Genomic DNA, 23754 nt, shown 5'->3' with positions numbered 1-23754 from the left:
ACAAACAGAAGCAAAGAATGTATCTTGATAAAAGTTCGTTTGAAGGCAAAAGAGCAGTATGCTACCTACGAAAATCCACTGATGATGCCTATAGACAGAAGTACAGCATCCAGGCTCAGCGCGAACAGATGGAGATGTGGTCCTCAAACTTTGGCGTGATCACCGAAAAGTATTTCATCGATGATCATTCAGCCAAGGATTTCAAGCGACCAGGATGGGTCGATCTGATGGACTACCTCAAGAAACATCACACCTCTATTTCCCTGGTATTGATCATCGATTACTCCAGATTCAGCCGTAATGACGTTCTTGCCTATGTATCCATCAATCAACTGGATCAATGGGGAATAGAACTACAGGCCATTGATCAACTGTTAAACTACGAAGTACCTGAGTCGTTGATTATGCGCGGCAATTACATCACCATGCCTGCGGTGGACAATCTGTGGAGATCTAAAAAAGTGAAGCGCGGCATGATCCAATCACTACGTGCAGGTAACTGGTGTGCGGGAAAGTATCCTCGAGGCTTCTGGAAAGATAAGAACACCGGCGAAGTTCAGATCACTGATGAAGGCAAACTGATCGCTGCAGCTTATGACAAAATAGCTCATCATGGATACAATATTCGCGAGGCACAGACATTTCTAAACCTAAGAGGTGTTAACGTAACTTTTAAGGCGCTGAGCAAAATGCTCCGAAACGTCTTTTACAAGGGCTACATTTCTCATCGTCTATTAGGATCTGAAATAGTAAAAGGGAATCAACCACCCCTCGTAGACCCTACCACCTGGCAGCTTGTCCAGGATATTCTATCAGGCAACAAGAAGTCCGGGAAGAATGAAGATCTTTTCCCGTTAAAGAAGTTTCTACAATGCCCAGACTGTGGCAAATCCCACACTGCCTACCAACGCAAAACCAAGCAAAAGCCAGACGGCTCATATCGAGAAAAGAAGTCTAAGCCAATCTATTACAAGTGTGCTTGCGGTGATATCTCCGGCAAAAAGCTTCACGAAACCTTCAGCGATATGCTTAGCTCCTTCTCGCTCAATCACAACGATGTAGACATACTCAGAGAAGAGCTCGAGATTGTATTCAACTCAATGCAGGAAGAAGCAAGAGAATCCCAGGCATTATTGAAAAAGCGAATCACTGAGCAGTCTCAGTTTCTGGAAAAACTGGAGAAGAAGTATATAAACGATGGATTAGATACAGAGACGTATAAAAAGCATAAAGAATCCACACTAAATGAAATCCACAAACTTGAGAGCGCACTCAGAAGCCAGGTACAATTATCGAACCCCACCCAGTTCATTAACAACAGCCTCAAACTTGTTACAAAACCCTCCAAAATATGGCGTGATAGCAATATTTCAGCCCAGAGGGAACTTCAGAAATTGATCTTCCCAGAAGGTTTAATGTATAGTAAGAAAAAAGAAGAATATCGAACCCCACGTATACACTCCATTTTCGCGGTTATTCATAGCCCTACAAAAGAAAAAACCAGACTTACAAATGGTGTAAATCTGGTTTATTCAACTACAGCAGTCCCTAGGGGAATCGAACCCCTGTTTCCAGGATGAAAACCTGGCGTCCTAACCCCTAGACGAAGGGACCGAGTGTTGTTGTTTTTTTACCTTTCTTTAAAGGTTTTTGTCTGTGTGGTTTTCCTCTCAGTATGAAAACCTGGCGTGACTAGCCGTCCGCCCATACCCCCTAGACGAAGGGACCGAGTGAAGCATTTATACCCTGCTTTTGTGGGTCAATCTTCCGAGCGTTTGTGGCCGTTTGCCTTGCTCGTTTTGTTTCGGTGGTGCAAAAGTAAAAAAGGTCTGCATAACTGCAAATACTCCACGAAAAAAAATCAAAATATTTTTCACCCGTCTGGATAACTACCTGATATTCATTTGAATCTTTTTCAAAAAAACACACCCTCCACCATCAAATTCACCATTCTGCCTTTCGACAACTCGCTCAAACAAAACAAAATTTGGAAGTAGACCGCATTTGTCTGCTAACTGACCCATGAAAAGCTCCTAAACTGATCTTTTTAGGAAATTTGTTTCTGTAAAATCTAGTTATACTTTTGTAGCAAAATTCAGAAACTCACACAAACCATATAATTTATGTCAAAAGTAAAAATCGGAATCAATGGATTCGGACGTATCGGTCGATTGGTATTCCGCGTAGCTGCTGAAAAAGAGAACATCGAAGTAGTAGGTATCAATGACCTGCTAGATGTAGAGTACATCGCATACATGCTAAAGTACGACTCTACGCACGGACAGTTTAAAGGGACGGTAGAAGTAAAAGACGGCAAGCTGGTAGTAAATGGATCTGAAATCCGTGTGACTTCAGAGAAAAACCCTGCTGACCTGAAGTGGGACGCTGTAGGTGCTGAGTATGTAGTAGAATCTACAGGTCTTTTCCTTACTAAAGAGAAAGCACAAGGTCACATCGAAGCTGGCGCCAAAAAGGTAATCATGTCTGCTCCTTCTAAGGACGACACGCCTATGTTCGTAATGGGTGTAAACCAGGACAAGTACACTTCAGACATGCAGTTTGTGTCTAATGCCTCTTGTACTACCAACTGTCTGGCTCCAGTAGCTAAAGTATTGAATGACAAGTTTGGTATCGAAAGCGGCCTGATGACTACCGTACACGCTACTACTGCTACTCAGAAAACAGTAGACGGTCCTTCTATGAAAGACTGGAGAGGTGGACGTGGCGCTGGCCAAAACATCATCCCTTCTTCTACAGGTGCTGCTAAAGCCGTAGGAAAAGTGATCCCTGAGCTGAATGGCAAACTTACAGGTATGGCCTTCCGAGTGCCTACTCCTGACGTATCTGTAGTAGACCTTACGGTGCAGCTGAAGAAAGAAACTTCTTACGAAGAAATCTGTGCAGCTATGAAAGAAGCATCTGAAGGCGAACTGAAAGGTGTGCTTGGCTACACTGAAGATGCAGTAGTATCTAATGACTTCATCGGTGACAGCAGAACATCCATCTTCGACGCTGGCGCTGGTATCCAGCTGACTCCTTCTTTCGTGAAGGTAGTTTCATGGTATGACAATGAGTGGGGTTACTCCACTAAAGTGGTTGAGCTTCTTGAGTTCATCGCTGCGAAAGGTTAATATTTTACTCCTCGTAAAATTCCTAAAGAACCCTGACACTATTCGTCAGGGTTTTTTTATCTCCCGCTGGCAAAGATTCAATCAGGTCTGTAAAAAACGATCACCTGTATGATCAGACCGATAACGATCAATGCTCCGATCTCCAGCTTAGCCATCAGATCACTTTTCGCTATCGCCCTATTCGAAAAAGCAATCTGTCGCTTTCCCTCATTCTTCTGGATTTCAAACAAATGATCAATGGTTTCACGCAATTGCCAGTTGAGCCCCCACAGCTCATCAATCTGCGATTCCGAAAGCTCCGCTCCTCCTTGCAGAAAACTGGCTTCCTTTCCTTTTAGTGTTTGCCACTGAGCATAAAGGTTTTCATATATGGATGCTTCCAAAGCCGTCATTTTGGTGGCAGAATATTTATTGATCAAGGTTTGGATAGAATCCGTAGACTGAACGCCCAACTGCCTGGAAAGATGGGCCGAACGCTCTTTCAGGTGTTTTTCCTTTAGCTGAAGCTGCCTGCTCATTTTGTACAAGTAATCCTTGACCAGAAGTCGATCTTCATATACAGAAGTGAGCGAGCGCTTTACCACGTCAAAATGATGATTATCCATCAGGTTGGTCGCAAGCACCAATAAAAAAACCAGCACCAAAACCACCACTGCTTTTACCCGGTTCCAAATATTTCCTGTTTTGCCCATTATAGGTTCATGTTGTTCTTCTATGGAAGAAACCTCATATTCCACAAAGCACACCTCCTCATATACCCGCATTTTTGAATCCTAAAAAATACGGATAGGTGATAGGACCAAAAGTGACCAATAAAAAAGCCTCCATCCTGTCTCGTTTCCGATACTGGCATGGAGGCTTCTCTGGGTTTAATGAGGGATATTAAAATCTGGTCACTTCATGATTAATTTTCTAGTCAACTGCTCCTCACCGATCTGCATGCGCAAGATGTAAAGCGCCTCGGAAGGAGGTAAATCCTCTGCACTAAGCTGCACCTGATAGCTTCCAGGAGAAAGCTTCTGATCAAAAGCCTTCATTTGCTTACCTGCGGAACTAAACACCTGAATGCGTACTTCTGCTTGCTCTTTTAGCGTAAAGCTGACATTGGCATGATCAAAAAACGGATTCGGGTGCACGGCAACATCAGCGCTCAATACCGTTCCTGTTCGCCCACTACTCGACCAGCTCCCGCCATTCCAGTAGGCATCCGGACCACAGGTATAGAGGTCAGCCGTTTGCCCTCCACCATTGTAGCTAAAGATCACATTGGAGCAACTAGCCGGTATGGTGATGGAGTTCCAGGGATTACCTGAGTTCATAGCACTGCCTGGCCAGCTTCCCAGGAGTGGGTTAAGGTTGTCATCCCAGGCATAGCAGTGCGTATATCCCTGAGCATAAACGGTCAGTGTATTGTTCCCTCCTCCCGAAGTAGGGTCCGTAGCGTGCCACGTACCATTATAATAGTACGGCTGATTGTCACACGTACTCAGATCTGCAGTCTGACTGCCACCATTGTAGCTAAAGATGATGTTGGTACAGGTCGCTGGCACAGTAATCTCATTCCATCCATTAGCACCAGCCGACATGGCCGACCCTGGCCATGCTCCTAGCAGTGCATTTTGGTTATCATCCCAAGCGTAAGCATGCGTGTAGTTTTGAGCATAGACGGTCATGGACGTACCACCTCCGCCACCACCTCCGGAAGTTGCCTCAGACCATATAGCGTAGTTGGTACCGGAAGCAGCCAGACTCCAACTTCCACCCATTCCCTCATTAGCAGGATCTCCCCAGTTGGTATAGCCCATCTTCAGGAAAACCGTATGGTTGTCTCCAGCTATAGAAGCTACATAGAGGCCACTTTCACTGCGATGGATGGTAACAGGGCTTTGGCTATGAATGCCCGCAGCTTTTCGTAGCTGAATGAGTGTTTTCAACTCATTGGTCACCGCAGTGCCCCACTCATACATGTGCGACCAAAAGATACAAGGCACACCGGGGTGCGTAAGCAGGTAAGCGTAGGCCTGCCCAACATTGCTGGCATTGAGCACATTATTATTCGGGTCATAATCCGGGGTATCATGATTTTCAATAAACGTGGAGTAGTTTTTGGGATCCCAACCAATACCCCCAGCCGGAGCTCCCTGATAAGCGAGATAAGAATAATTATTGTCTCGAATCACTCCTTTGAGCGCATAGTAAGTAGGAAAATCAAATGCCGCAGAACCTGAAGCATCTATCCAGTCCTGAATGACCTGCTTGTCGCTGTTCCAGTTTTCACCCACAGAATAGGTCGGACTCGTGTGATTGTTGTACATACTAATGTATTGTGTGGAAAATCCATGCACGAAATCATACCTCCAGCCATCGTAGCCCAGTGCTTTTAGGTTATCCAAAAATGCCTTGATGTCATTTTGGACAAAAGTCTGGGTATGATCTACGTCACGAGCCGCCGCATACGGTGTACCCGTATCATAGTTGCCACGAAGGCCAATACCACTGTAAGCTGGCTCACTCCATACCTCATCATCGGCGGTGATGGAATTGGTTCCCCAGGTAGGGTTGGTGAAATCCACCCAGTTGGTGGAACCCACGCGGTGATTGACCACAATATCAGCAATAGCATCAATACCATAACCATCCAGTGTGCTCAGCAAACTTTGGTGCTCACTGAGTGATCCATACGAGTTTGCAAAATTATTGAGTTCTCTAGGTAGGTACCCCTCCCATGATCCAGCATCGCTTGGAGGTGGAAGCCAAATCAGGTCAATGCCCGCAGCATCCATATCAGCGGCTTTGGCTTCTACATATTGGTACCAGTCATTCTGGTAATCATGTGATGACTCCCAGTAAAAGCCCTGCAGCAGGACTCTCCCATCATTGGCCACCTGCGCGGTGACAGTGCAGCACAGCAGTAGAGCAAAAAGTCCGAGTAAGTTTAGTCTCATAGTGAATTAGGTTTTTTGATTAACAAAATAGATGAGCAACCAAAATAGCCTGTAGCAGCCCGGAAATCGACTCATTTTATAACCTGACACTTGGCACTGAGCTTTTAGCCTAACCAGGACACTATTTGCAATGCTCAGAAGCCGCGAATAGCTCCCGTTATTGAAGAAATTCATTTTACCCTTAGTTAGGCAATTGTACTGATTATTTTCGGTAGTTTAGGGTTTTTCATTCGTCATACACTACATGAAGCGCCCCATTTTTTGGCCAGTATGCTGCTGTGCCCTATTCTTACTTATTGCTCATTTCGACACCATAGCGCAAGATCAAGCGCAAGTGGATTCTTTACTTCGCAGGATTGCCAGCCCCATTAGCGATCAGGAGAAACTAGACACCTATGTCAAACTTGGCAGACTACATATCAATACAGATACGGCCAAAGTCCTTGAATACACAGAACAGGCCTGGGAGCTGGCAGCCAGTGCTCAAAACAACATTGCCAAAACTGACATACTCAATATACGCGGTAGCATGCTGATAGAGCTTGCAGCCTATACCAGAGCCAGCGTGCAATTGGAAGAAGCGCTAAACCTTGCTACCGACCTCAACTATTACAAAGGAATAACTGACGCCAAACTGGGGCTAGCCCGAATTAAGCGCTCCAAAGGGAAATACAAAGAAGCGCTAGGCCTACTAGATGAAGCGCTTGCAGCACTGAATCAAAGTGAGGAGCCACGAGATTATGTGCCCGTCTATAACAACACGGCGCTCAATTTCTACTTATTGGGAAACCTGGATAAAGCTATTGAGCAATTCGAAAAGTGCATAGCCATCTGCTTGCAGCAAGGAACTGACTCCAAACTCGGAAGAGTTTACATGAATACCGGCGTGATGTACATCGAAAAAGAATTGCCGGAGATTGGCCTGAACTACTACCGAAAAGCACTTGGAATTCAGAAAAAGTACAACCAGAAGAACAACATGGCCGGTACCTTAAACAACATCGGTGTAGCTCACAAAAACCTGGGCAACGCCGATAGTGCACTCTACTACTACCGCCAATCCATGAAGCTCAACCTGGAGCAAGGGCTTAAGGGTCGCATTATTCAAAACTACAGCAACATCGGTGCGGTCTACTCGGATCGAAATGAATACGACTCGTCAGACTACTATGCACTGAAGGCCATCCAACTATATGAAGAAATTGAGGATAAATACAACGCTGGCATTGCTTACCGAAATTTAGGGCACGATTATTACAACAGATCCAACTATCCACAAGCGTTGGAGTATTACCTGATCGCTTTGCGCTACGCTCGCACCATTGAGGCTAAACTCCTCGAAGGGGAGTTTTTAAATGCCATCGGCAAGGTCCATGAAGTACAAGGACAAACCGAAACAGCCCTCCAACACTATCGCCAGGCAGCAGCCATCAGCGAGGCAGTTGGTGATCAATACAACATCGCTGAGGCTTTGACCAATATCGGCATGCTGCACCACAACCTGGAGCAACTTGATTCTAGCATTTTTTACCAGGAACGAGCACTGGCGATCAACCAGGAAACCAATTACCCATATGGCATCTGCGAAAATCACCTTAATTTGGGGCTAAGCCTCACGCTCCTGAACCAGACATCAGAAGCAGAAAACCACCTCCGCAAAAGTCTCCAAATCAGCCAGCAAAACGGACTTCAAGGGCAGGAAGCCACCGCGCTATTAGCACTCGGTGAACTAGCGTTCAAACAAAACAAACCCCAACAAAGCTTATCCTTCCTTGAAAAGGGTGTGGGTCTGGCCCAAGAGATTTCGAATCAACAATTAGAGAAAGAAGGACGAGCAGCACTGGTGAGACTGCATCAAAAGCGAGGTGAATATAAACCCGCACTTGCTCACCAGTTAGCCATCGCACAGCTGCAAGACAGCATTTTCAACGATAACAATACCCGAAAAATCATGCGACTGGAAGCCTCGTACGCTTTCGAAATGGCCAAAGATTCCATCCGATTTGCCAACGAAAAGGAAAAACTAATGCTCGATCAAAAAATTCAAACGGAGCGCACCAATACGCTGATAGTTGCCATCGTGCTGGCAGTAGTTACTGCTTTGCTCTTCCTGCTGTACTTTTTTTATCAAAACAGAATCCGCACCAACAAAAAACTGCAGGAACTCAATGAGTCGATCACCATACGCAATGAAGAAATCACTCAACAAAGAAATCAGCTAGACCTGGCCAATAAGAAACTCACCGAGCTCAACGAAGAAAAGAAAAAAATACTGGCTGTAGTGGCGCACGACCTGAGGAATCCGGTCCAGCTCATAAAGGGTTTCATTTCTATGGTAAAAACTCGCGCATCCGACAGACTGGGGGCCGAAATGGAATTTGTAGATTATTCCCTGGAGGCTACAGACAGACTTTCGAACATGATTGCGGAGCTATTGGACGTAAGTGCCATGGAATCCAAAAGTGTGGATGTCCGGCTAAAACCTGTGATCATCAACGACCTACTCCGCCAGCTGGCGATCAACTTTTCCTTATCCGCTGCAGAAAAGAACCAAAAGGTAACCGCCGAGCTACCAAAACAGGAACTCATCATTGACGCTGACCCCAACTACCTCATTCGAATCCTCGAAAATTTGATTTCCAATGCATTGAAGTTTTCAGAACCGAATACGCAGGTACAACTTGCCCTGGAGCACAAAAATCAAGAGGTACTTATCTCAATAACTGATGACGGCCCGGGCATCAGTCCTGAGGATCAGGCCAGGCTTTTTGATGAGTTTCGCCAGCTGACGGCTAAAGCCACGGCCAATGAAAAGTCTACAGGTCTTGGGCTCTCTATCGTAAAAAAATATGTAGAAGCGATGTACGGACAAATCACCTGCAAGAGCGAACTGGGCAAGGGCACTACATTCACACTTCAGTTTGCGCGAGGGTAAGTCCCGTTCTTTTTATTGAAAACCACTTAATCGGGGATGGTTTATGAGGCTAGAAGTAAATAGTAACAGCTGGTCATTCAATACAAAAAAGGAGCCCAAACGGACTCCCCTTTCCCAACCAGCGATTAACACCTTATCAAGATCACAGACTATCCCGGATCTTCTTGATCCCGTACACCCCTCCAGCCGCTAGCAAGAGCGACAACCCTCCATCTATGGGAGTAGCAGGAGGCGCGCCCTGAGCCATCACAGGCAATGCCACGAGTAAAACCACTACCACCAAAATTGTTCGTTCGATTAATGCTTTCATAATTTCTCTTAGTTTATAGGAATCATTAGCCATGTCATAAGACCATAGCTCTTAAATGGTTGTTACTTGAATACTACTTTTTTGGAGATTGATCCGTCATTGATAATATAAACTCCTGACTGTAGATGATCGAAGGTCACTGATAGCTCATTAGCCACCTCTCCGCTCCACACCTGATGGCCATCCACGCTCATCAAACGGTAAATTCTTTTATCAGCATCACTTGCTCTTCCCTCATGTCCCCTACGAATGGTTAGGGTTTTGCCATGAGCATAGACCAAATCAGAGGTTTCAGGCACTTCCAGAATATTGGATGTAATCATCAGTTCAAACCTATCGACAAACTGGCCAGCAGAGGTTGTAAACGAATACGGCTAGTCATTTAAATGGTGATAAACACCCGTGTGTAGGTCATGAAGATATAGCGCCTGCCCACGTGATCCTTCCAGTTCCGAAGACAAGGTATAGCTACCAGATTCGGATACGTTTACCCCTAGAGGAATTCGCTCCACCGCCTGATTTACCCCCTGAATCGCCAGGGCTTTGCCCTCACAGATTGTGTACAATAGATTCGCTGAAGCCGGATCAAAAACGGGAGCATTGAAGGAATTTTTTAAGCCATGACCTTCCTGCAAGCCCACTACTGTTTGTCTAAAAAAGCCATTAGCGCTTGTAAGATTCACGCGTGCTATCGCTTGAGGTGTTTGGCGGAAAAATGTTCCGTTATCTCCATCACCGAACATCTCGGGACTCAAAACAACCTCTGTTTCCCGAACACCTTCTTTCATTTTCACAAAAAATCCCTGCCCCGAAGAAAGACCCTCCAGCTCAGAACTGCGCCCCCCAGGCGTGGTTTGGACAGCCACATCTCCATTGTGGACGAGGTAGTCAGCATTAGTACCTCGGCCCGTGTCAGAGCCATTATCATCCCATACATAGACAGCTCCTTCCAGGTCTTCATTTTCTGATAAAAACTCAGATATGGATAATGACATGGGATATGGATTGGACAGAATGTGATAGCCCTCATAGACATCTTCAACTGCAGCATGATCGGTAGCCGTCAATGATCGCGTGATCTCGCTATTGTGTGGAGTCCCCACAAACGTAACCAGTCCATCTTCATCTCCGGTAAACGCACTGAAATAGCCAGCTCCAGCCTCCATTTCTGACATTCCATTTGCCAGCGGATCTTTAAATCGATTGAGACCATCCGTACCCCCAGGATCATAAGTCTCTGACTCGTCATAGAAATAAACCAATGCGTTTTCACCAAGCACATCAAAGGAAGCATCCTTCACTGGCGAACCAATCATGCTATACCTTCCTGTAGACTGATCAAATGTAGTATTTCGTTCTACGGTATAGTTATCACCATATAACGTCCCGCCCAAAGGAATCAGCTCACCACCGGGGGCTATACGAACTTCGCCATAGTTATAAACATCTGCAGAAAACACAGCCACCGGAGAGCCTGCGTCAATATGCAAACTACCTGATGCCTCAACGATAAGATCCTTTCCAACCTCTAGTGCACCATGTGCATCTGTATCGTATGCACTCGCTATCACGTGCACTCTATTGTAGCTCACAGTACTCCAGGCATTCCCATCCCACACCTTCATCTCTTCCACATCTACAGTAAACCTCAGCGTATCGGTTAACTCATGCTCCGTTTCCTCCATCACGACTACTTCCACTGCATGGCTCCCTTGATGAATGAACGTGGGCGTCCATCGCAAAACCTGGTTTTCGTCTATGAGCATCCCTTTGCTCTTCGAGGTATCATCCAAAGAAAAAACAAGATCATCACCATCTGCATCTGTAGCCTCTATGGTAATTGCGAATTCCGAATATCCTAAAACTGACTGGTCAGCAACGTGTGCTATTACTGGCGGTTGGACCACAGATACTTCCCAATCTTGCCGGGTGATACCATCATAAGCCGTAACCGTATATATCGTGGGGTTGGCAAAATCATTAACCATACCTGAGTCAGGAGATACTGTGGCTCCATAGGATGTAGTAATACTTGGGGCAATGGAAGTTAAATCAACTTCTACTGGCATAATGGCCTCTATGGTATGGGCACCCGTATCAATGACAGCTTCAGCCAACTGCCCTGGCAGAGCAAAACTGCTAATAGCCGTGGCAGATTCAGATGGGTATGTTATGGTGACTGTCCAATCTTGTGTTGTAGTACCGTCTTCTGAGGTTACCGTATATACCTGAGGTGTAGTAAAGTCCAACGCCACTCCACTCTGTGGAGATAGGCTAGCCCCCTCTGTAACGGACAATTCTGGTACCAAATCAACAAGGGATGTATCAAAATCCACCTCACAATACACTGTCTGATTTGATTGGTTGATTACCGGCTCTGAGACAGCCTCATCCAACTGAAACTGAAGGATACTCGTACATTGCTTTTGATCTCCATCAAAAGACCACCCTGCATTGGATTTCAGGCTTTCCCTGGCCGATTCGCCAAAACAATAAAGCATATCCTTCACCCCAACTGTTACGTTATTTTGCACTGCTTTTTCAGCCCACCCCTGCAAGGTTTGATCGTAGCTGTATCCAGACATCCCACTTTCATTAAACATCAAACTCATATTCTCTACCTTCTCAATATTCCATGCACCCAAATCTTGATCAAAAGCGGAACTAAGCTGAAACATACCTTTCATAGAAGTTACTTTACTTACATCCCAGCCACTAATGTCCTGATTAAAAGAAGTCGCTTTATCAAACATGTACTCCATGAAATTCACGTTACTCACATCCCAGCTACTGATATCCTGGTTAAATGAGGATGCGAGCAAAAACACTCCACGCATAACTCTCACATTACTCACATCCCAGTGACCGATATCAGCATTCATACTCGTAGCACCGAAAAACATGTCGTACATGTCGTATACCGCACTAAGATTCGGAGCATCTGTGGCTGGTATCGTCAGGTTAGAGCAACCCTTAAAGGCACGGTTCATGTTTGTCCACTGGATATCACCCCATTGCTCTATGGTGAGTATTTTGTCTTTATCTCTTCCGTTGTTGAAATAGATGCGTGGAAAAACTCCGATGATACTCACTGAATATATACCCGGATCTGTATACACATGGATGGCACTTCCCTGATAAGTGGTGGTATCAGTACTTCCATCTCCCCAGTCTACAGTGTAAGCATATCCGCTACCTCTCGTGGGGATGGTAATGGACTCATTTTCCGTAGTGGTCTGCCAGGTTGTTATAAATGCCCTTTGAGCATACAGCGACCCAGTGAGCACACATGACAGGATAAGTGGTAATAGTTTTTTCATGTTGACTTTAGATTATCTTTAAAAAGGAATAACCGAAAGTATCCATGTCAACTGGTGACCACAATCGCTAATCAGTGAACGACATCAGAAACTAGGTAAACGACAGAAAAAAAGCCAACGGTGGTCGCTGGCTTCATTGGAAGGTACTTTTTCAAAGGAAAAACTAAAGGAGCCTCAACTGCTGCATCAGCTCCTCCCTGTATACCCGACCTATTGGTATGGCATGCTCCCCGAGAATCAAGTGTTGGTCCTTGATCTGTTTGATCGCCTTTTTATTGACCACATAGGATTTATGTACTCGCATGAAACCATAAGATCTGACAATTTCTTCCACCTGCTTGAGTGGTTTGCTGATCATGCATCGGATATTATTCGTGATCACATGGGAGTACACGTCATTGGCTTGGATAAACATGATCTCCGGGATATTTACCCGTAGATAGCCATTGCGATCTTTCACATACACAGTACCATCTGCATCCATCAAATTCTCCATGTCGGACTGCTCCCGCTCTATAGCAGCAAAAGCCAGCTTCAATGCCACACGCACCTCAGCCTCGCGAAAAGGTTTTATCAAATACCCCAAAGGATTGGTTTTGGAGGCACGATCTACTGTCTTTTCATCTGAGTAGGCAGTGATGAAGACCAGCGGGATTTTTTCGCGTTTTCGTACGATCTCCGCCAGTTCTATACCTTCATTTTTCCCTTCCAGGTTGATGTCTAACAATAAAAGATCCGGCTGGGTGTCGGATATCAGGTTCAATGCCTCAGTAATGCTCTCTGCCTTACCACAACATCTATAATTAGCATCTTCTACAATTACTTCCAGTGAATCTGCTATCAGCGGATCATCCTCTACAATAAGTATTTTGTATTCCATCAGCCTATTACTGTATATTGTTTTATCACAAATGATGTTTTAGTTCCACCCCCGGAAGATGACCTTGTCTCTGGCTTGCATTTTAGCTTGCGACTGAGCGAACTCACTAGCTTCAATCCAAAGTTACCATCCTTATCAGAATTATTTATGTCAAACCCAAGACCATTGTCTTTGATTTCTAAATAAAGATGGTCCTCCGATTTTGACAGCTTCAAGCGTATCTCCGGTTCAGCAATAGTATCATCAAATGCATATTTCAAACAATTGACTATCAGCTCATTAGTAATTAAACCAATATTGATAATCGTATCAAGATCCAGCACAAAATCATCCACTTCTTGCCAAACTTTAACCTGGCGAGTGGTGTCCAGCGAATGCACTATGGACTTCACCAGGTCTTTGAAATAAGTCTGCACATTCACTCCCATCCCCTTGTCGTTGGTTTGGTAAAGCTTCTGATGGACCAGTGCCATCGTCTGAATACGATACTGACTCTCCTGTATGGCCGTTACAGCTCCCTCATCTTTGATCGACTTGGACTGTAACAATAATAGACTATTGATGGTCTGTAAATTATTCTTGACCCTATGATGAATTTCACCCAGAAGCACTTCCTTTTCCTGCAGAGATTTGGCAATCACCTCACGTTGGTTTTCGGCCTGTATCTGAAGCCCCTCCACCTGATTGAATAAGCCCACAAACCTCACCGCCATCATAAAAGCAAGTGTCAACATAATACCCAGCGTACTGAGGTTTTCTACAAAAGGAACATACGGTATCCAGTTCAAGTAAAACAATATAGCTGGCACTGGAGCAAACAGAAAAAACCCTACAAACGAAAGCGCCAGGTGAGATTTAATTTTATTTCTTCGGTAGGCCAAAAAGACAATCCACAATAGGATGATCAAAGTGGCCAGCATAACTACGATTGTAAGTTTATGCATAGTAGAGAAGTAATAAACCGGAGCAAGAAGAATGACCACCATCCCCACCCCGAAATACGTTAGCAAAGTCAGGTATAGCCTACGTCTAATTTCCTCTGGAAACATGGAGCGGAAGAACAGGATAAAGAAGAAAAAAGACAAATAGGTCGTCAGATACTCAGCTCTCACCAGATATATCCATGGCACATCCGCCAATGCCTTATTGATCAAATGAAGGTCGTACAAGCCAAACCTCAGACCATAACTCAAAAACGCTAATGACAGATACAAAGTAGGTGGATCCTTTTTCCAGTAGAGATGCATCCCAAAGAAAAACAGGCTTAACGCAAACACACTTCCCATCAAAAAAATAGTAGAAATCACCTGCAGTTCCCGCTCATCAAAAAGCCCATCAAAGTGGCCGATACGTATGGCCTTGTTCATCCCACTTTTGCTGTGCTTATAGTTAGCTACTTGCCATACCAGTTCGTTCTCCCCTTTTCGCAGCATCAATGGCACCACCTCAGGGACCCACCTGTGTTTTGTTTTTTGAGGATCAGCATGTACCTCACCACTACTGCTTATTTTTCTTCCATTCAAGTAAAGCTCTGACGCTCCATGCGTCTCAGGCACATTTGCCGCCAGCCGGGTATACTCATCATCAGCGGTGATCACCAGCCTATAGCACGCCTTGCCCTTAGAGGGATACCCAAACGAAGACCAATTACCCGGAACTGTGATAGGGCTAGAAGGTGACAGGCCTTCAGGCACTGTGACAAACAAAGTATCAAAGTAAAACTCCCATTCGCCCGCTAGAGAGAGTTCTTTTTCTCCCTGGTAGAAAACACGACCTTCCCTTACTTGAGATTTTAAGTCAGAAATACCCGCCAGAAACAGGAACAAAAAACTAATTAGAACGGCAAAGCACTTGTTGCCAAAAGATAAGACCATAAGCTGAAATGCACCATGAATATAAATTGGTTACCTGACAAAAATAACCAACTTATAAAATGTTGGTCCAGGTATACTTAAAATGCCAATCGGCGAATCAAACCTGAACGAACTAAAACTCAAGCCTTCTTCTTCAGCACTACATTCAGAGCCACACCTGCGATCACCAAAGCCATACCCAGGTAGGTCATCAGGTTAAACGTCTCGTCAAACAGCACCCAGCCAAACAATAAAGCATAAATCAGCCCGATGTAGTTTAAAATGGAGACTTTGGAGAGCTCCTCACTTTGGTAAGACTTGGTCATAAAAAACTGTGCAATTTGAGTGCACAAGCCAACCGCCAGCAATACCAGCCAGTCCCAACCCTGTGGCTGCACCCACACCATTGCGGACCACACCCCTGCTATGGGCAACAACACCAGCGGAAAGTAGAATATAATAACGAGTGGATGCTCTGAAGTCTTGAGCATTCGAATGAAATTGTAAGCCAGCCCCATAAAAAGCGAGGCACCTATCCCCATCCCTAAATGCAATAGCGAGATACGATCATCAAACCCTCGCACCACCAGTACCCCTGCAAAGCTGACCGCAAAAAACACCCACTGCCAGGGCCGCACCTTTTCTTTCACCAGAAATATCCCGAGGATAGCCGTAAAGATCGGCGCCAAATACTGTAGCGTAGACATGGTAGCCAATGGAATCTGCTGGATCAAGCTAAAATACGTAATCAATGCCACCGCTCCAGTAGCTCCACGCAACACCAGTATGGGTTTATTGTTACCCCACACACTTACGCGCTGCTTTCGCAAATAATACACACTGATGACCAGCGATATCAACGAACGAAACAAAATCACCTCGATCGCCGGAATGTGCGGCACTAGCTTTACACAGACTTTCATGAGGGTAAACATGAAAGTAGCCACCAGCATGTAGCGTACTCCCTTTGACATCAGTCGGTGAGGATTACGCCATCCGCTATCTCTAGCTTTCGGTCAGCCATCTCCGCCAACTCCTTATTGTGGGTGACGATTACGAAGGTTTGATTTAAATCTTTTCTGAGTTGAAAAAACAATTGATGGAGTTCATCTGCATTTTTAGAGTCTAGATTTCCGCTAGGCTCATCTGCAAAGACGATGGACGGATCATTGATCAGCGCACGAGCTACTGAAACGCGCTGCTGCTCACCACCCGAAAGCTCAGAGGGTTTGTGATCTTTGCGCTGATCCAGGCCCAACATACCCAGAAGTTCTAGCGCACGCTTTTGTACTTTCGACGAAGACCTCCCCCCTATCAATCCGGGAATCATCACATTCTCCAGTGCCGTAAACTCAGGCAGTAAATTATGAAACTGAAAAATAAAGCCGATGTGCTGGTTTCGGAATGCCGCCAACTGTTGCTGATTGAGTGCAAATACATCTGTATCATTGATGAAGATTTTACCCGAGTCAGGCGTATCCAGTGTACCTACTATATGTAGGAGCGTGCTTTTACCCGCACCCGAGGCGCCCACCACCGAGACCACCTCCGATTCTTTGATATGTAAATCGATACCCTTCAGTACTGGCAGCTTGCCGTATGCCTTTAAAATCCCCTGAGCTTTTAGCATGCCGCAAATATAGGCGTTGATCGCAAGTAATGAATCAGAATGCGATTCTTGTCCAGATCAGCTCCATTTTTCACTCCTGATCTTACAAAATCCACAAAAAACCTTGAAGCCTTCACAGGATTTAGTTGAATAAACAAGCGGTATACCCTAGATTCGCAAGAAAATTTCAACAGCATGAACATCCACGAATATCAAGCCAAAGACATACTCAAAAGCTACGGTGTTACGATTCAGGAAGGAATCGTCGCTGACACCCCCGAAAAAGCCGTAGAAGCTGCTAAAGAACTCAACCGCGAGACCGGCACCGAATGGTACGTGGTAAAAGCCCAGATTCACGCTGGAGGTAGAGGAAAAGGTAAAGTACAGGAAACCGGCTCTAATGGTGTGGTTTTGGCCAAAAGCCTGGATGAAGTAAAACCTAAATCAGAAGCCATCCTCGGAGGCACACTGGTCACTCACCAGACGGGCGCCGAAGGCAAAAAAGTAAATAAGGTGCTCATTGCTCAGGATGTATACTATCCGGGTGAGTCTGAGCCTAAAGAATATTACCTGTCGATCCTTTTGGATCGAGCAAAAGGCTGCAACGTAATCATGGCCTCTACCGAAGGTGGTATGGACATTGAAACTGTAGCAGAAGAAACTCCTGAAAAAATCGTAAAAGAGTGGATAGACCCAGCTGTTGGTCTTCAGGGATTTCAGGCACGCAAAGTAGCTTTCGCATTAGGGCTGGAAGGTCAGGCATTCAAAGAAATGGTGAAGTTTATCTTCTCCCTCTACAAAGCATATGAAGCTACTGACAGCTCCCAATTTGAGATCAACCCGGTGCTTAAAACTTCAGACAACAAAATATTGGCAGTAGATGCCAAGGTAAACCTTGACGACAATGCCCTCTACCGTCACAAGGATATCGCTGAGATGCGTGACCTCTCTGAAGAAGATCCGTTGGAAGTAGAGGCTGGGCAAAACGGATTGAACTACGTAAAACTAGACGGAAACGTAGGATGTATGGTAAATGGTGCCGGACTGGCCATGGCTACCATGGACATCATTAAGCTCTCTGGCGGTGAGCCTGCCAACTTCCTGGATGTAGGAGGTGGAGCAAACGCACAAACCGTAGAGGCTGGTTTCCGAATTATCCTGAAAGACCCTAACGTAAAAGCCATCCTTATCAACATCTTCGGTGGTATTGTACGTTGTGATCGTGTAGCTAACGGCGTAGTAGAAGCCTACAAGTCTATCGGCGATATCGATGTGCCAATCATTGTAAGACTTCAAGGTACCAATGCTGAAGAAGGCGCGAAAATCATCGACGAGTCAGGACTCAAGGTAGTGTCTGCAGTAGTACTCAAAGATGCAGCCGAAAAAGTAAAAGAAGTTTTGGCGTAAGCCTTACTCCTTCTAATGATAACAAAAGCCGAATCATTTGTGGTTCGGCTTTTTTTTATGCCTTTTTTACCTGCATCCTGACTTCAGCAAACCACTACTCACCGCAAACACCCTCTTTCAAGTCGTAATGAAAACCACCCTTAGAAGACCTATACGACAATTTAAACCAATACTATCACCTTAAGAATCGTAATTATTATCATTTCTGTGAAAAAATAGCGTGCTGGGCTTATTGATTTTTATCCTTATACATTAGCTTTGAAAAGCGTTATGAAAACATTCATCTCAAATATTGTCATTACACCAATTATTATTCTGGTCATTCGATTGACCAAGAAGGGGAATGGCTATGTTTAGCTGAAAATGAAAAATAAACATAAAGCGCCATTCCTGAGGGATGGCGCTTTTTTTTAACCCAAACGACAAAATATATGTATTACGACGATCGAACCGAGGTATTCCTGGACGGTGAGTGGATCAAGGCCAAAGATGCCAAGGCCAGTCTCTTCGACCAGACGCTCCATTATGGCACTGGAGTATTTGATGGCCTCCGCTCTTACAACAGCGGCAATGGCTTCAATATCTTTAAGCCATTTGAGCACTTTAAGCGCCTGCACAGCTCGGCAGAAAAGGTTTTTCTTAAAGTCCCCTATACCGTAGAAGAACTCATTAAAATCGCCTATGAGCTGATCGATCGCAACAACCTGACCAACGCATACATCCGCCCCCTTGTATTTGCTGGTCCGAACATGATACTGGCCCCTGCTAAGGAGACACACGTTTTTATGACTGCCTGGAAGTGGGCCAAATACCCGGGTTTTGAACCGCTCAACTGTATGATCTCTTCATACCTAAAGCCAAGCCCCAAGTCCACTCCCGTGGATGCCAAAGTAGTAGGCAACTACTCCGCCAACACCCTGGCATCAGCGGAGGCAAAAAAACTAGGCTTCGATGAAGCCATCCTGCTCGACCACCAGGGACATATCTCTGAGGGCCCCGGCAGCAACATATTCTATGAAAAAGACGGTGAGCTTTTCACTCCAAAAGAAGGCAACATCCTACCGGGCATCACACGCAGCACGGTCATGGACATCTGCAAAGAACTCAAAGTGAAAGTCACCGAAAAAGACATCACACCAGAAGAACTGTATGGAGCAGATCATGCATTTTTCTGTGGTACAGCCACGGAAATCACCCATATCAGCTCAGTAAATGGTGAAAAATTCAAAAAGAAATGGGAAGACTCTGTAGGATACAACATCCACATGGTCTACCAGCAAAAAGTAATGTTTGACGAATATCAAGGACTGACCATCGTATAAAATTAATGGCACAAGAACTGAACAAGTACAGCAAGACCATCACGCAGGACCCTTCACAGCCTGCTTCACAGGCACAGCTTTATGCTACTGGCCTCACAGAAGAGGAAATGAAGAAGGCCCAGGTGGGCATCGTATCTACAGGATTTGAAGGCAATCCCTGTAACATGCACCTCAACATCCTCGCTCATCAAGTAAAGAAAGGAGTAAAAGAAGCAGACCTTGTCGGGTTGATCTTTCACACCATAGGTGTAAGTGACGGCATCTCCAATGGTACCACGGGTATGAAATACTCCCTGATATCGAGAGACATCATTGCTGACTCTATAGAAACCGTAGTTCAGGCTCAGTTTTATGATGCTGTGGTACCCGTAGTAGGCTGCGACAAAAACATGCCTGCTGCTATCATGGCACTAGGCAGACTAAACAGACCTGGCCTCATGGTATATGGCGGCACCGTGAAACCCGGAAAATGGAAAGGCGAAGACCTCAACATCGTATCGGCGTTCGAAGCTTATGGAGCCAAAATGGGAGGCAACATCTCCGATGAAGACTACCAGGGAATCATCAAAAATTCCATACCAGGACCCGGCGCATGTGGTGGAATGTACACCGCCAACACCATGGCATCAGCTATTGAAGCCATGGGTATGAGCTTGCCTTTTAGTTCTTCAAATCCTGCTGAGAGCGAAAACAAACAATCCGAAACACGCAAAGTAGGGTTAGCCGTGAGAAACCTCATGGAGAAAAACATTCTCCCAAGAGACATCATGACCAAAAAGGCATTCGAAAATGCCATCAGCACGATCATGGTACTGGGAGGATCTACCAATGCGGTCTTGCACCTCATAGCCATGGCTCGTGCGGTAGATGTAGACATCACACTGGACGATTTCCAGCGCATCAGCGACAAGACACCGTTTATCGCAGACCTCAAGCCAAGTGGCAGATTCCTGATGGAAGACCTGCACAACATTGGCGGTGTGCCAGGTGTGCTCAAGATCATGCTCAAAGAAGGATACCTGCACGGCGACTGTATGACTGTAACAGGAAAAACACTCGCTGAAAACCTCGCCGAAATACCTGATTTGAAGGATGACAAAGGACTGATGTACAGCTTTGACAAACCAATCAAATCACAAGGCCACTTACAGATCCTCTACGGTAACCTGGCACCTGAAGGAGCTGTAGCCAAAATCACCGGTAAAGAGGGAGAGCTATTTGAAGGCCCTGCACGTTGCTACGATGACGAGTTTGCAGCTATAAAAGGTATCCAAAACGAAGTGCAAAAGGGAGAAGTGATCGTGATCAGATACTCTGGCCCGAAAGGTGGTCCGGGTATGCCGGAGATGCTCAAGCCTACAGGAGCTGTAATGGGTGCTGGATTAGGTAAAGACGTGGCACTGATTACTGATGGTAGATTCTCTGGAGGATCACACGGATTTGTAGTAGGGCACATCACACCGGAAGCTCAGGACGGAGGACCAATAGGACTCATCCAAAATGGAGACATCATCCGCATAGATGCGGTAAACAATAAGCTGGAAGTAAAAATCAGCGACGAAGAAATGGAAGAGCGTCGCAAAAACTGGAAACAACCAGCATCAAAAGCGCCAAAAGGCATATTAAGAAAATACGTTAAAGCAGTAAAATCGGCTTCACTTGGCTGTGTAACCGATGAATAAACAATCAAGCATGAATACACCATCACTGGAGGTAGCGAAGAAGCCCAAAAAAGCAACGATCGAGGTATCGGGTGCTGAGGCGGTATTGTTGTGTCTGATAGAGGAAGGTGTAGACGTCATCTTTGGCTACCCTGGAGGAGCCATTATGCCGATCTATGATGAGTTGTACCGCTATACCGATCGACTCAACCACATCCTCACACGCCATGAGCAGGGTGCTGCACACGCAGCTCAAGGATATGCGCGAGTCACGGGTCGTACAGGGGTCTGCTTTGCCACATCCGGGCCCGGTGCCACTAACCTGATTACCGGCATAGCCGATGCACAGATAGACTCCACCCCTATGGTGGCGATTACCGGACAGGTGCCTTCGCACCTGCTAGGCACAGATGCTTTTCAGGAAACTGACGTGGTAGGCATCTCTATGCCCGTTACCAAATGGAACTATCAGGTAACTCGTGCTGAAGAAATCCCTGATGCCATTGCACGTGCTTTCTACATCGCAAAAACGGGCCGTCCGGGTCCTGTCTTGATTGACATCACCAAGGACGCTCAGTTTGAGAAGATGAAATTCACTTATAAAAAGTGTACCAAAATCAGAAGCTACCATCCTTACCCTTCACTAGAAGAAAAAGAAGTGGAAGCTGCTGCAAAACTCATCAATGAAGCTAAAAAACCTTTCCTTTTAGTAGGACATGGCGTATTGCTATCCGGTGCTCAAAAGGAATTGATTGCTCTTGCCGAAAAAGCGGGTATCCCAATGGCTTCTACGCTGATGGGGCTCTCTGCAGTGCCTACCAGCCATCCGCTTTACGTGGGCTATTTGGGTATGCATGGCAACTATGGCCCCAACGTGAAAACCAATGAATGCGATGTACTCATCGCGGTAGGTATGCGCTTTGATGACCGGGTAACAGGCGACTTAAATACTTATGCCAAACAAGCTAAGGTCATCCACATAGAGATAGACCCGGCTGAGATCGATAAAAACGTAAAAACAGCTGTAGCCATCAATGCCGATGCGAAGCAAGCGCTACAGTCGCTGTATAAGCAGGTAGACCAGCAATCGCACGACGAGTGGATCGCAGAGTTTAAAGCTTGTGAAAAGCAGGAGTATGACAAAGTAGTGGCAAAGGAGAAGTTTCCTACCGAAGGACCACTCCTGATGGCGGAAGTTATCCGCATGATTTCGGACAAAACCGAAGGAAAAGCCGTGCTGGTTACTGATGTAGGACAGCACCAAATGGTGGCCTCTCGCTATTACGAATTTTCGGATACAGACTCCAACGTAACCTCTGGTGGTCTGGGTACCATGGGCTTTGCCCTCCCGGCAGCTATGGGTGCGAAAATGGGCCGTGAGGATCGTACAGTGATCGCCGTAATCGGTGATGGTGGCTTCCAGATGACCATTCAGGAGCTTGGCACCATCTTCCAAAGCAATATTGGTGTAAAGATCCTGATCCTCAACAACAATTTCCTGGGCATGGTACGTCAGTGGCAGCAGCTGTTTATGGATAAGCGCTACTCATTTACGGAACTTACCAATCCTGACTTCCAGAAGATCGCTGAAGGCTACGGGATCAAAACACAAAAAGTGGTGGAAAGAGCAAACATCGATGCAGCCATAGACCAGTGGCTCAGCGACGAAGGCCCTTCACTTCTAGAAGTGGTAGTAGAAAAAGAAGAGAATGTATTCCCGATGGTACCATCTGGAGCTTCTGTATCAGACATCCGTTTGGAGTAACTAAAACAAGCTAAAGAAAATGTCTACGAACAACATATATAGCGAAGATCATTCGGACAACGTGGAAAAAGAATTTACACTTTCCGTACTTACGGAAGACAAAGCCGGCTTGCTCAATCACATCACCATCATCTTCACCAGAAGAAAGATGAACATTACGAGCTTAAACGTCTCTACCACCGAGGTAGATGGCGTTTCCAGATTTACTATAGTCTTGACCACCACTCGTGAAAAAATCGAAAAAGTGGTAAAGCAAATCAGGAAGCTCATAGATGTGCTGGGAGCATTCGTATACGAAGAAGATGAGGTTTACTATCAGGAGATTGCCCTCTACAAAGTGCCTACGCAGGCCTTTCTGAACGGCAATGACACAGAAGACCTGGTAAGAAACAATGGTGCGCGAATCCTGGTAATCGAGCAGGACCATATCATTATTGAGAAAACAGGTCATAAGTCAGAAACACACGAACTCTATAAAAAACTGGAGCCTTATGGGCTGTTAGAGTTTGTAAGATCCGGACGTGTGGCCATTTCCAAATCAAAGCGTAAAACAGAGGCTTATATCAAGCAACTGGAAGAAGCTCCGTCAAACTATTTAAGTATCAAAGACTTCTGA

At 45.6% G+C, this 23754-nt stretch carries 17 protein-coding genes and 1 tRNA gene; 8 read left to right on the top strand and 10 right to left on the bottom strand.

Going from position 1 to position 23754, the window contains the following annotated elements:
• The first annotated feature begins 17 nt into the window (after positions 1-17).
• Positions 18-1580 carry a recombinase family protein gene (locus tag C7460_RS24515; protein WP_115867382.1) on the top strand — a complete coding sequence of 521 codons (1563 nt, stop codon included), beginning with the start codon at positions 18-20 and terminating at the stop codon, positions 1578-1580.
• Here the strand turns inward: C7460_RS24515 and C7460_RS05915 are convergent.
• A tRNA-Glu gene (locus C7460_RS05915) sits at positions 1543-1614 on the bottom strand. The genes C7460_RS24515 and C7460_RS05915 overlap by 38 nt on opposite strands.
• Before the next feature lie 509 nt (positions 1615-2123).
• On the opposite strand from C7460_RS05915, the gene gap reads away from it, so the two are divergent.
• Positions 2124-3131 (top strand): type I glyceraldehyde-3-phosphate dehydrogenase, encoded by a 1008-nt coding sequence (gene gap, locus C7460_RS05910; RefSeq protein ID WP_115867166.1) that lies wholly within the window; start codon positions 2124-2126, stop codon positions 3129-3131.
• A gap of 77 nt (positions 3132-3208) precedes the next feature.
• Here the strand turns inward: gap and C7460_RS05905 are convergent, their stop codons facing one another.
• Together C7460_RS05905 and C7460_RS05900 are read right to left on the bottom strand one after the other, a co-directional pair.
• Positions 3209-3895 (bottom strand): MCP four helix bundle domain-containing protein, encoded by a 687-nt coding sequence (locus tag C7460_RS05905; protein WP_115867165.1) that lies wholly within the window; start codon positions 3893-3895, stop codon positions 3209-3211.
• A 129-nt stretch (positions 3896-4024) separates the two neighbouring features.
• Complete coding sequence (locus C7460_RS05900) at positions 4025-6076, bottom strand: glucan 1,4-alpha-maltotetraohydrolase domain-containing protein (RefSeq protein WP_115867164.1); 2052 nt, start codon at positions 6074-6076, stop codon at positions 4025-4027.
• A gap of 244 nt (positions 6077-6320) precedes the next feature.
• Between C7460_RS05900 and C7460_RS05895 the strand changes: the two genes are divergently transcribed.
• A complete protein-coding gene (locus tag C7460_RS05895; protein WP_115867163.1) occupies positions 6321-9011 on the top strand; it encodes a tetratricopeptide repeat protein in 2691 nt (896 codons plus the stop codon).
• Positions 9012-9153: 142 nt separating this feature from the next.
• On the opposite strand, the gene C7460_RS23640 is transcribed toward C7460_RS05895, so the two are convergent.
• The 7 genes from C7460_RS23640 to C7460_RS05860 all read right to left on the bottom strand — a co-directional run bounded on the left by C7460_RS23640 (position 9154) and on the right by C7460_RS05860 (position 17004).
• Positions 9154-9321 (bottom strand): PID-CTERM protein-sorting domain-containing protein, encoded by a 168-nt coding sequence (locus C7460_RS23640; protein ID WP_170147904.1) that lies wholly within the window; start codon positions 9319-9321, stop codon positions 9154-9156.
• A 62-nt stretch (positions 9322-9383) separates the two neighbouring features.
• The gene (locus C7460_RS05885) at positions 9384-9644 is read right to left on the bottom strand and encodes a T9SS type A sorting domain-containing protein (protein ID WP_115867161.1); all 261 of its coding nucleotides are present in this window, start codon (positions 9642-9644) and stop codon (positions 9384-9386) included.
• A 51-nt stretch (positions 9645-9695) separates the two neighbouring features.
• Positions 9696-12641 carry a BspA family leucine-rich repeat surface protein gene (locus C7460_RS05880; protein WP_115867160.1) on the bottom strand — a complete coding sequence of 982 codons (2946 nt, stop codon included), beginning with the start codon at positions 12639-12641 and terminating at the stop codon, positions 9696-9698.
• Positions 12642-12804: 163 nt separating this feature from the next.
• The gene (locus C7460_RS05875) at positions 12805-13521 is read right to left on the bottom strand and encodes a LytR/AlgR family response regulator transcription factor (protein ID WP_115867159.1); all 717 of its coding nucleotides are present in this window, start codon (positions 13519-13521) and stop codon (positions 12805-12807) included.
• A complete protein-coding gene (locus C7460_RS05870) occupies positions 13521-15395 on the bottom strand; it encodes a sensor histidine kinase (RefSeq protein WP_115867158.1) in 1875 nt (624 codons plus the stop codon). Before C7460_RS05870 ends, C7460_RS05875 begins: the two co-directional genes overlap by 1 nt.
• Positions 15396-15514: 119 nt before the next feature.
• On the bottom strand, positions 15515-16348 hold the full coding sequence (locus tag C7460_RS05865) for a DMT family transporter (RefSeq protein ID WP_245986200.1): 834 nt from the start codon (positions 16346-16348) through the stop codon (positions 15515-15517).
• Positions 16348-17004, bottom strand: a complete 657-nt coding sequence (locus tag C7460_RS05860; RefSeq protein WP_115867157.1) for an ABC transporter ATP-binding protein — start codon at positions 17002-17004, stop codon at positions 16348-16350. The genes C7460_RS05865 and C7460_RS05860 overlap by 1 nt, the downstream gene beginning before the upstream one ends.
• Before the next feature lie 174 nt (positions 17005-17178).
• Between C7460_RS05860 and sucC the strand changes: the two genes are divergently transcribed.
• The 5 genes from sucC (at position 17179) to ilvN (ending at position 23754) form a co-directional block, all read left to right on the top strand.
• Positions 17179-18390 carry an ADP-forming succinate--CoA ligase subunit beta gene (gene sucC, locus C7460_RS05850; RefSeq protein ID WP_115867155.1) on the top strand — a complete coding sequence of 404 codons (1212 nt, stop codon included), beginning with the start codon at positions 17179-17181 and terminating at the stop codon, positions 18388-18390.
• 431 nt (positions 18391-18821) lie between these two features.
• Positions 18822-19712 carry a branched-chain amino acid transaminase gene (locus tag C7460_RS05845; protein ID WP_115867154.1) on the top strand — a complete coding sequence of 297 codons (891 nt, stop codon included), beginning with the start codon at positions 18822-18824 and terminating at the stop codon, positions 19710-19712.
• Between the two features lie 5 nt (positions 19713-19717).
• Positions 19718-21394 carry a dihydroxy-acid dehydratase gene (gene ilvD / locus C7460_RS05840; RefSeq protein ID WP_115867153.1) on the top strand — a complete coding sequence of 559 codons (1677 nt, stop codon included), beginning with the start codon at positions 19718-19720 and terminating at the stop codon, positions 21392-21394.
• Between the two features lie 10 nt (positions 21395-21404).
• Positions 21405-23138 (top strand): biosynthetic-type acetolactate synthase large subunit, encoded by a 1734-nt coding sequence (gene ilvB / locus C7460_RS05835; protein WP_245986198.1) that lies wholly within the window; start codon positions 21405-21407, stop codon positions 23136-23138.
• Positions 23139-23157: 19 nt separating this feature from the next.
• Positions 23158-23754: an acetolactate synthase small subunit gene (gene ilvN, locus C7460_RS05830; protein WP_115867151.1), complete on the top strand. Its 597-nt coding sequence runs from the start codon at positions 23158-23160 to the stop codon at positions 23752-23754.

It is taken from the genome of Marinoscillum furvescens DSM 4134 (assembly GCF_003386095.1).
Classification (GTDB): Bacteria; Bacteroidota; Bacteroidia; order Cytophagales; family Cyclobacteriaceae; genus Marinoscillum; species Marinoscillum furvescens.
The sequence above is the reverse complement of the archived record's forward strand: the minus strand, read 5'-3'. Positions and strand labels throughout refer to the sequence as shown.